Below are 10,130 nucleotides of genomic sequence, written 5' to 3'. Positions count from 1 at the left end.
GCTGACCGGCCGCCGCGCCGGGTCAACCGGCCCGAGCGATCAGCTGCAGCCGCTGGTGGAACCGCACTGTTCGCACACGTAGCAACTGCCCGCGGGACGCATGGTGACCCCACAGGTGAAGCACAGTGGCGCGTCCACCACGTTCTGGGCCGACAGCGCCTCACCCGGTGGGACACTGCGCGGCATCGCGCCCCGCACCTCCAGCGTCGTGGGCAGGCCCACCTGGTGGGTGTGGACGGCCCCGGCATCAACCGCTGCCCCGGCCACGTCGGGCCCGGCCACCTCGGCCACCTCCGGGTCGGCTGTCTCGACCGCGTCCGCCGGGCCGGTTCCCCCGTGCTGGCCGGTGAGCTGGCGGGCCCGCTCCTGCGCGCTGAGGACGCCGAGCTCCGCGCGGGTCTGTTCGGGGAGGTAGTCCAGGGCGAGGCGGCGGAAGAGGTAGTCCATCACCGACTGGGCGATCCGCACGTCCGGGTCGTCGGTCATGCCGGCCGGCTCGAAGCGCATGTTGATGAACTTGCGGACGTAGGTCTCCAACGGGACGCCGTGCTGGAGCGCGATCGAGACCGCGATGGCGAACGCGTCCATCACGCCGGAGAGGGTCGAGCCCTGCTTCGACATCTTGATGAAGACCTCGCCGAGCCCGTCGTCGGGATACGACCCGGCGGTCAGGTACCCCTCGGCGCCACCCACGGTGAAGGAGACCGTCTGCGACTGGCGGATCTTCGGCAGCCGGCGCCGGACCGGGCGGTGCTCACCGGACGGCGCGGCAGCGGGCTGCGCGGCCGTCTGCTCGCCCGCGCCCCCGCTCGCGGACCGCTTCGCGCCGCGCAGGTCCGACAGCGGCTGGCCGACCTTGCAGTTGTCCCGGTAGATCGCCAGTGCCTTCAGGCCGAGCCGCCACCCTTCCAGGTAGATCTGCTCGACCTCCTCGACCGTGGCCGACGTGGGCATGTTGACGGTCTTGGAGATGGCGCCGGACAGGAACGGCTGGACCGCCGCCATCATCCGGATGTGCCCCATCGGGGTGATGGCCCGCTCCCCGATCGCGCAGTCGAAGACCTCGTAGTGCTCGCGGCGCAGGCCGGGAGCGTCGATGACGTGGCCGTGCTCGGCGATGTACTCGACGATCGCCTCGATGGTCTCCTCGGCGTAGCCGAGAGCGCGCAGCGCGGCGGGAACCGTCTGGTTGACGATCCGCATGCTGGAGCCGCCGACCATCTTCTTCATCTTCACCAGCGCGAGGTCGGGCTCGATGCCGGTGGTGTCGCAGTCCATCGCCAGGCCGATCGTGCCGGTCGGGGCGAGCAGGCTGACCTGGGCGTTGCGCCAGCCGTGCTTCTCCCCGACGCTCTGGGCACGCTCCCACTCGCGGGCGGCGACGGCGAGCACGCGGGCGTCGTCGGTCCCGACCGTGCGGACGGCGTCGGTGGCGGCGGCATGCTTGCGGATCACCCGGCGGTGGGCGTCGGTGTTGCGCGCGAAGCCGTCGTAGGCCCCGAGCGCCGCCGCGATCTCCGCCGAACGGCGGTAGGCCGTCGCGGTCATCAGCGACGTGATGGCCGCGCCCATGGCCCGGCCGCCCTCGGAGTCGTATGCGCGGCCGGTGGCCATCAGCAGCGCGCCGAGGTTGGCGTAGCCGATGCCGAGCTGGCGGAACATCCGGGACACCCGGGTGATCTCCGGTGTCGGGAAGTCCGCGAAGCATATCGAGATGTCCATCGCGGTGATGATCAGTTCAACGGCCGCCACGAACGCGTCGGCGTCGAAACTGAGGTCCTTGCGCAGAAACTTCATCAGGTTGAGCGACGCCAGGTTGCAGCTGGAGTTGTCCAGATGCACGTATTCGCTGCAGGGGTTGCTGGCGCTGATCCGACCGGACTCCGGGCAGGTGTGCCAGTCGTTGATCGTGTCGTCGTACTGGATCCCGGGGTCCGCGCAGTCCCAGGCCGCCTGGGCGATGGTGCGGAACAGCGACTGGGCCGAGATGGTCTCGACCGTGCGCCCGTCGAGCCTGGCCCGCAGGTTGAAGTCGGCGTCGTCGATGACGGCCCGCATGAACTCGTCCGTCACCCGGACGGAGTTGTTGGCGTTCTGATACTGCACCGAGACGATGTCACGGCCGCCGAGGTCCATGTCGAAGCCGGCGTCCCGCAACGCACGGATCTTGCTTTCCTCACGGGACTTGGTCTCGACAAAGTCAACGATGTCCGGATGATCAACATCGAGTACGACCATCTTCGCGGCCCGTCGGGTCGCGCCGCCCGACTTGATCGTGCCGGCCGAGGCGTCGGCCCCGCGCATGAAGCTCACCGGGCCCGAGGCGGTACCGCCCGAGGACAGCAGCTCCTTGGACGATCGGATACGCGACAGGTTCAGCCCGGCGCCCGACCCGCCCTTGAAGATCAGCCCCTCCTCCCGGTACCAGTTGAGGATCGACTCCATCGTGTCGTCGACCGAGAGGATGAAGCAGGCCGAGACCTGCTGCGGCGCGGACGTGCCGACGTTGAACCACACCGGGCTGTTGAAGCTGAACACCTGGTGCAGCAGCATCCAGGTCAGTTCGTGCTCGAAGATCTCGGCGTCCGCCGGCGAGGCGAAGTACCCGTGCTCGGTGCCGGCCGCGCCGTAGGCGCGCACGACCCGGTCGATGAGCTGACGCAGGGACCGCTCGCGGGCGGAGCTGCCGAGCGCGCCCCGGAAGTACTTGCTCGTGACGATGTTCGTGGCGTTCACCGACCAGAAGTCGGGGAACTCCACCCCGCGCTGCTCGAAGTTGACCGAGCCGTCGCGCCAGTTGGTCATGACGACGTCCCGCAGCTCCCAGGTGACCTCGTCATAAGGGTGGACACCCGGCGAGGTGTTGACGCGTCGCACCTTCAGGCCGGTGGCCCTGGGGGCGGCCTTGGTGGCGGTCTTGCTGGCTTTCGTGCCACGGTTGTCGGTCATGGCGCTCCTCGTCTGGCGTCGGTCGGATGGTGTTCCTCACCAGCTGTCTGTCGTGTCGGGGTGCGTGGCTACGACGGCGACCGGTCGGCCCGCCCGCGCAGATCGGCGATCGCCGCCTCGAAGTCCTCCAGCGACTCGAAGGACAGGTACACCGAGGCGAACCGCAGGTAGGCGACCTCGTCGAGCTCCCGCAGCGGTCCGAGGATCGTTCGGCCGATCTCGTCCGAGGCGACCTCGGCAGCCCCCGAGGCACGCAACGTGTCCTCGACCAGCTGGGCGAGCCGGGCCAGCGCGTCCGCCTGGACCGGTCGCCCCTGGCATGCCCGCCGCACGCCGGCGATCACCTTCCCGCGGCTGAACGGCTCGGTGACACCGCTGCGCTTGATGACCCGCAGTGACGCCTCTTCGATCGTCGTGAAACGACGGCCGCAGGACGGGCACGACCGGCGGCGACGGATCGCGGCGCCCTCCTCAGCCTCCCGACTGTCGACGACCTTGCTGTCGGGGTGTCGACAGAACGGACACCGCACGCACAACCCCCAAGATCTTGTCAACTCACAGCCATGCAACTACAAGATGTTGTGGTCAACACTAGGACCGGACACTACGACCTGGCAAGCTGGCCAGTGTGTGGAGCCTCCTGACAAATCCGTCACAGCGAACCCGTCATGACAGACCCGTCACGAGGACCTGTCACGGCAGGCGGAGCGTCTGGCCGGGGACGAGATCGGTCGTCTCCAGCCGATTGAGGCCGGCCAGACGGGCCACGGCCACCCGGGTGTCACCGTCGGGAGCCAGCCCGCGGGCGATGCCCCACAACGTCTCCCCGGACCGGACCACATGGACGCGCGCCGGCCGGTCGTCCCCGGTCGGCGCGGCCGACGACGTCACCCGGGCCACGGACAGCACCAGGCAGGACACCAGCATAACCAGGACAACCAGGACAACCCGGCCCCGCCCGGTCAGCCGCAACGGAGGCTCAGCCGACGCCCGCATCGTCCACCTCCCCAACTTCCACCAGCACGTACCACTTCCAACAACATGATCAAAGAACATCCGTTCGATCGAACGCCTGGTCGAGTTTGTACTGCACGGCCCCGACGGAATCGTCGTGACACGCTCGAACAGACGTTTGAGATATCCGGCCGCGACGGTTACGGTCGTAGCGATCAGATTCAGGTCAGATCCAGGTCAGATCCAGGTCGTGGCCGCAGCTCCGGTTCACGGCAAAACGTCGGATATGCCGGGAGCGTAAGTCTGCCATGACCGACAACGAAGGAGTACGGCAGGGATGACCACCGACGACAACCGCACCCGCCGTGGCCGGCCCCCCCGCGGCTCCGTGCGCGACCTGCCGGACGGGCCGGCGGACGCCGCGGGCCTGACCCCCCGCCAACGCAAGGTGCTTGAGGTGATCCGCGACGCTGTCGAGCGCCGAGGCTACCCGCCGAGCGTGCGGGAAATCGGCGATGCGGTGGGGCTCACGAGCACGTCCAGCGTCGCGCACCAGCTGAAGACGCTGGAGGAGAAGGGCTTCCTGCGCCGTGACCCGCACCGCCCCCGGGCCATGGAGGTCCTCTCCGCACAGGCACCGGTACGCCCCGTGGCACGCCAGGCCCCCGGCGTCGGTACACTCACGGCGGGTTCGTCGACGGACGGCCCCGCACAGGCGGCCTACGTGCCGGTCCTCGGCCGCATCGCCGCGGGTGGGCCGATCCTCGCCGAGCAGGCGGTCGAGGAGGTCTTCCCGCTCCCCCGCGAGATCGTGGGCGAGGGCACCCTGTTCACCCTGCGGGTCGTCGGGGACTCCATGGTCAACGCCGCGATCTGTGACGGCGACTGGGTGGTCGTCCGCCAGCAGCCGGTCGCGGACAACGGCGAGATCGTCGCCGCGATGATCGACGGCGAGGCGACGGTCAAGACACTGCGCCGTCGTGACGGCCACGTCTGGCTCGAGCCGCAGAATCCGGCCTATGCTGACATTCCGGGTGACAGCGCGACGATCCTCGGCCGGATCGTCGCGGTCCTTCGCCGGGTCTGATCCTCCCGGGAGGGAGCATGGGCACAGGTGTCGACCGGCACCGCACCGGTCGGGTCGTGGCTGTCGTGGGGCCGACAGCGGCCGGCAAGAGCGACCTGGCGATCGCGCTGGCCACCGAGCTGGACGGTGAGATCGTCAACGCCGACTCCATGCAGCTCTACCGCGGGATGAACATCGGTACCGCCAAGGTGCCGCCGGCGGAACGCGGCGGTGTCCCCCACCACCTGCTCGATGTCTGGGACGTCACCCGCGCCGCCGACGTGGCGTCCTACCAGGCGCTGGCCCGACAGGTCGTCGACGGTCTGCTGGCCGCCGGCCGCACGCCGGTGCTCGTGGGCGGCTCCGGGCTCTACGTCCGGGCCGTCCTCGACGACCTCGCCTTCCCCGGCACCGACCCGGCCGTGCGGGGGCGGCTGGAGCGAGAGCTGTCCGAGCGGGGCCCGGCCGCGCTGCACGCCGATCTCGCCGCGCGGGCACCGGCGGCGGCCGCNGGCGGCCGCCGCCATCCTGCCCGGCAACGGCCGCCGTATCGTGCGCGCGCTGGAGGTGGTGGAGCTCACCGGCAGCTTCACCGCCTCCCTGCCGGAACACCGCTCGGTCTACGACGCGGTCCAGATCGGCATCGACCATCCTCAACTCGACGCGAGGATCGCCGACCGGGTGGCCGGCATGTGGGCCGCCGGCATGATCGAGGAGGTCCACGCCCTCGTCAGCATGGGCCTGCGGGACGGCCCCACCGCCTCCCGGGCGCTGGGCTACGCCCAGGTTCTCGCCTGGCTCGACGGCGCGCTCGATTCGGCCGAGTCGGCCCGGCTCGCGACAATTGCCGCGACGCGCCGACTGGCACGTAGACAAAGGTCGTGGTTTCGGCGCGATCCTCGCATAATTTGGCTGGACCGTCCCGACGTCGAGCAGGTGGCGGGCATGGTCAACCCGGCCTGAACGTGCGGCGGGTCCGTGGCCCGTTCTTCCCGTCGTCTGGAGACACCCGTCGTCTGGAGACATGTGTGACCGCGATCGAGTTGAACCTCGTCCCGGCCCTGTGTGCCGCGTTCGACGACGGGTCGTTACAACTGCACTACCAGCCCGAGGTCGACCTGCGCACCGGGTCGGTTCCCGGGATGGAGGCCTTCCTGCGCTGGCACCATCCCGACCGGGGGCTGATGAACCCGTCGCAGTTCATGCCGGCCGCCGCGGCCGCGGGCCTGTCCGACCAGGTCGGCCGCTGGGTGTTACGCACCGCCGTGGCCGAGGCCCGGACATGGCACGAAATGGCCGCGGGAACCGCGATCCGCCCACCCCGGCTGTGGGTCAACGTGACCGCCGACCAGCTGACCCGGCCCGGTTTCGCGATCGAGGTGGAACAGCTCATGCACGGACGTGCGCTGCCACCGGGAGCGCTCGGGCTGGAGTTCACCGAGCAGACCCTCGGCCTCGCGCGGGTCGGGGTGCCCCGGCTGCTGGCCCGGCTGCGTTCGTTCGGACCAGCGATCGGCGTCGACGGTTTCGGCACCTGGTACGCGTCGCTGTCCACCCTCGACGTCCTGCCGCTGGACATGGTGAAGATCGACGGCCGCTTCCTCCACGCGATGCAGCGGGACCTGGAGGGCGAGGCGGTCCTGGCCTCGATCATCACGCTGGCCCACCGGCGGCAGATGGTCGTGACCGCCGAGGGCGTCGACAGCGTGGTCATGGCGTCCCGGCTGGCGGCGATGCACTGTGACCGGGGAGCCGGCCGCCTGTTCTGCCCGCCCGTCCCCACCGACGACGCCAGGATGATTGCCCTGGGCCGCGGCCGACCGAACCGGCGCCACGGGCGTTCCCGGCCGACCGGCGCCACCAGCGGCACGGGACGCGCCGGACGCGCCGCGCCCGACCGCGCCACGGCCACCGCCACCGCCACCGCCACCGGCACAATCCCGAGACCGGCCCGGGCCGCCGTCATCTGACCGGGAACTGCCATCATCCGACCGAGAAAATTCGGTCGCGGCCCCGGAGCGGACGTGGGAGTCTGCGATAAAGGAGGCAGCGACATGACGTTTCCCGCCATCTTCGACGCCTCCGATGAGGACCTCGGCCTCGACCTCGCCGACCGTTTGGCGCTGCGCCGGGTACCAGGCCTGGCGACCGAGCTCGACGACGTCACCGAGGTCGAATACCGCCAGCTCCGGCTGGAACGGGTGGTTCTCATCGGAGTGTGGACCTCGGGCACGGCCGCCGAGGCGGAGACCTCCATGGCCGAGCTCGCCGCGCTGGCGGCCACGGCCGGCTCGGTCATCCTGGACGCGCTCATCCAGCGTCGGGACACTCCCGACTCGGCGACGTACGTCGGCTCCGGCAAGGCGCGTGAGCTGCGCGACGTCGTCACCGCCACCGGCGCCGACACCGTCGTCTGCGACGGTGAGCTGACCCCCGGCCAGCTGCGCCAGCTGGAGGACGTCGTCAAGGTCAAGGTCATCGACCGGACCGCACTGATCCTCGACATCTTCGCCCAGCACGCCACCTCCCGGGAGGGCAAGGCCCAGGTCGAGCTCGCGCAGCTGCAGTACATGCTGCCGCGGCTGCGTGGCTGGGGTGAGTCGATGTCCCGCGCCGGTGGTGGCATCGGCACCCGCGGCCCCGGTGAAACAAAGATCGAAACGGACCGGCGGCGGCTGCGCGCCCGCATGGCCAGGCTCCGCCGGGAGCTCACCGGAATGAAGACGGTCCGGACGACCAAACGGTCGGCGCGGCAGCGCAGCGGCATCCCCGCGGTCGCGATCACCGGTTACACCAATGCCGGCAAGTCCTCACTGCTCAACCGGCTGACCGGCGCCGGGGTGCTGGTCGAGGACGCCCTGTTCGCCACCCTGGACCCGGCCGTGCGGCGGGCCACGCTGCCCGACGGCAGGACGTTCACCCTCGCCGACACCGTCGGCTTCGTCCGCCACCTGCCGCACCAGATCGTGGAGGCGTTCCGCTCCACCCTGGAGGAGGTCGCCGACGCCGACCTGCTGCTGCACGTCGTCGACGGCTCGCATCCCGACCCGATGTCACAGATCTCCGCGGTCCGCACGGTGATCAACGACATCGGCGCCGCGGACGTCCCCGAGCTGCTGGTCGTGAACAAGATCGACGCCACCGACCCGGACGTGCTCGCCCGGGTGCGCCGCACCGTCCCCGACGCGATCCTTGTCTCGGCCCGCACCGGGGACGGGCTGACCGCCCTGGTGGAGGAGCTGACCGAGCGCGTCCCCCACCCCGACGTCGAGGTGTGTGTGCTGCTGCCGTTCACCCGCGGCGACCTGCTCTCACGGGTCTACGCCCGCGGGGAGGTCCTCGGCCTCGAGCACACGGCGACCGGCACCGTCCTGCGGGCCCTGGTACCGGTCGAGCTCGCCTCCCAGCTCGCCGACTTTCTCCTCGAACCGGCCTGAGGGAGCCGGCCTGAGGCCGGCGGGTCTACGCGGCCCGCTGGCCCACGCCGTTACGCCAGAACTCGACCAGCACCGCGGCGGTGACCTTCGGGTTCTCGATCGCCGGTGAGTGCGCCGCCCCGGCGATCACCTCGTAACGGGCGCCCAGGCGTGTCGCCATCTCCGCCTGCAGACGCGGCGGCCAGGCGTCGTCGGCGGCCCCGTGGGCGACCAGCACGGGTACGGCGTCCTGGCCGACAGCGTCAGCAAGCTCACCGACCCGGTCAGGTTCGCTCAGAAGCTGCTCCCCCATCACCCGGAGACCGACGTCACTGCTGGCGAAGAACCGGCGCTCCAGGAACTCAAGCCCACCGGGCGGGTACACGGCGGTGTCCGCGGCCCGCATGGCGGCCCACACCGCGTCCCGGCCGCTACGCCTGTACAGGACCCGCATGGCCTGCAGCGCGATCCGCCGAGGGCCGACGATCCCGGCCGGGCCGGAGCTGAGCAGCACAAGGCTTGCCACACACGACGGCCGGGCGATGACCGCGGCCCGCGCGACCAGCCCCCCGAAGGAATGGCCGAGCAGGTGCACCGGGCGACCGATCTCGTCGGCCACCAGGCTGACCTGCCCGGCAAGGGCGTCGACCGTGCAGTCCTGTTCCGGGTTGGCCGCGGGCGACTCGTACTGGCCGTGCTGGTCGACCGCGATCACGTCGAACCCGGCCCGCGCAAGACGCGGAATGATCGGCAGAAAGTCCTCCTTGCTCCCGGTGTAGCCGGGTAGCAGGACGACCGGCGGGTCGATGGACGATCCGGCCCGCAGGACCGCAAGGCTTGCGCAGGTCGAGCGCTGTACCCCGGACGGCAGTTCCGTCGACGTCGAGACCATTACCAAGGACTCCCCTGCTCCCACACGGCGACCACGTACCCCACACCGTAAGGGGCAGCGACATACTCAGCACGAGACATCCATGACCACGTGCGCGTGTCGCTCATGGTGATGTCCGGGTCGTGCGCTGTGGCGGCGAGGGTAGCATCGGCAAGCCGCGCGCCGGCGAGCACCTGCCACGACGCGCGGCCGGCCGCCATCAGCTCGCGGGAGAGGACGGGGTCCAGGCTCAGCAGCGCGGCCGCGTCGCCGGTGGCGAGCGCCTCCGCCACCGCGGCGTCGTGGCCGTCCGCGCGGCTGTCGAACCCGCCAGGCGCGCCGACCGTCCGCCGCGCGCTGCCGTCGCCCATCACCAGCAGGGCGACCCGCCGCGCCGAGCCGGCGAGCTCGGCGCCGAGCCGGGCGGCGTCCGCCGCGCTGGTCGTCGCGCTCACGCCGAGGCCGGTGACCGCGCCCTCCCACGGAACCTGCCCGAGCAGCCAGGCCCCGACCGTCAGCGACAGCGGCAGCGTCGGGGCCGCCCCTNGGCAGCGTCGGGGCCGCCCCTGGCGTGGCGGATCCCAGCGCGACCGACAGCGGCACCCCGTAACCAGCCAGACTTCCGGACTCGCCAGCGGCGTACGGCCTGGTCCGTGGCGCGTCACCGACGACGACGACGACGTCCGGGCCGCCGGCCACGAGCCGGCGCACCGCCTGGATCGCCGGCCTACGCACCGCGACAGCCTCACCGGCGGCGAGCTCGGGGACGAGCAACGGTGGATGCGGACAGACAACCGCCGCTGTCAGCGTCACCGCCGCAGGGCGGGCATACCGAGAAGCGTGGGCGCGCCGGCAGCGGCCGCGGCGGCCGGCA

General features: G+C 71.0%; 8 protein-coding genes and 2 pseudogenes (1 of these 10 cut by a window edge). 4 read left to right on the top strand and 6 right to left on the bottom strand.

Features of this window, described 5'->3' with window-relative positions; genetic code table 11:
* Positions 1–39: 39 nt before the first annotated feature.
* The 3 genes from FrCorBMG51_RS01950 to FrCorBMG51_RS01940 form a co-directional block, all read right to left on the bottom strand.
* Positions 40–2,949 carry a vitamin B12-dependent ribonucleotide reductase gene (locus tag FrCorBMG51_RS01950; protein ID WP_047221401.1) on the bottom strand — a complete coding sequence of 970 codons (2,910 nt, stop codon included), beginning with the start codon at positions 2,947–2,949 and terminating at the stop codon, positions 40–42.
* A gap of 68 nt (positions 2,950–3,017) precedes the next feature.
* Entirely contained in the window at positions 3,018–3,479 is a 462-nt protein-coding gene (nrdR, locus tag FrCorBMG51_RS01945; RefSeq protein ID WP_047221400.1) for a transcriptional regulator NrdR, read from the bottom strand.
* A 163-nt stretch (positions 3,480–3,642) separates the two neighbouring features.
* Positions 3,643–3,945: a LysM peptidoglycan-binding domain-containing protein gene (locus FrCorBMG51_RS01940; protein WP_047221399.1), complete on the bottom strand. Its 303-nt coding sequence runs from the start codon at positions 3,943–3,945 to the stop codon at positions 3,643–3,645.
* Positions 3,946–4,240: 295 nt separating this feature from the next.
* Between FrCorBMG51_RS01940 and lexA the strand changes: the two genes are divergently transcribed.
* From lexA to hflX, 4 genes and pseudogenes are all read left to right on the top strand, one after another.
* Entirely contained in the window at positions 4,241–4,990 is a 750-nt protein-coding gene (lexA, locus tag FrCorBMG51_RS01935; RefSeq protein ID WP_013874763.1) for a transcriptional repressor LexA, read from the top strand.
* A 17-nt stretch (positions 4,991–5,007) separates the two neighbouring features.
* Positions 5,008–5,932 (top strand): annotated as a pseudogene (miaA, locus tag FrCorBMG51_RS01930) (tRNA (adenosine(37)-N6)-dimethylallyltransferase MiaA).
* Between the two features lie 65 nt (positions 5,933–5,997).
* Complete coding sequence (locus FrCorBMG51_RS01925; protein WP_047221482.1) at positions 5,998–6,939, top strand: EAL domain-containing protein; 942 nt, start codon at positions 5,998–6,000, stop codon at positions 6,937–6,939.
* Positions 6,940–7,023: 84 nt separating this feature from the next.
* Positions 7,024–8,406 (top strand): GTPase HflX, encoded by a 1,383-nt coding sequence (gene hflX / locus FrCorBMG51_RS01920; protein ID WP_047221398.1) that lies wholly within the window; start codon positions 7,024–7,026, stop codon positions 8,404–8,406.
* A gap of 25 nt (positions 8,407–8,431) precedes the next feature.
* On the opposite strand, the gene FrCorBMG51_RS01915 is transcribed toward hflX, so the two are convergent.
* From FrCorBMG51_RS01915 to miaB, 3 genes and pseudogenes are all read right to left on the bottom strand, one after another.
* Positions 8,432–9,277, bottom strand: a complete 846-nt coding sequence (locus FrCorBMG51_RS01915) for an alpha/beta fold hydrolase (protein WP_047221397.1) — start codon at positions 9,275–9,277, stop codon at positions 8,432–8,434.
* Positions 9,277–9,711 (bottom strand): class III extradiol ring-cleavage dioxygenase family protein, encoded by a 435-nt coding sequence (locus tag FrCorBMG51_RS33415; RefSeq protein WP_052914217.1) that lies wholly within the window; start codon positions 9,709–9,711, stop codon positions 9,277–9,279. The genes FrCorBMG51_RS01915 and FrCorBMG51_RS33415 overlap by 1 nt, the downstream gene beginning before the upstream one ends.
* A 354-nt stretch (positions 9,712–10,065) precedes the next feature.
* A pseudogene (gene miaB / locus FrCorBMG51_RS01910) lies at positions 10,066–10,130 on the bottom strand (tRNA (N6-isopentenyl adenosine(37)-C2)-methylthiotransferase MiaB) (it continues 1,358 nt past the right edge of the window).

The sequence above is a fragment of the Protofrankia coriariae genome (assembly GCF_001017755.1).
Taxonomy (GTDB): Bacteria; Actinomycetota; Actinomycetes; order Frankiales; family Frankiaceae; genus Protofrankia; species Protofrankia coriariae.
Note: the sequence above shows the minus strand (reverse complement) of the source record. Positions and strands in the feature narration are given on the sequence as shown.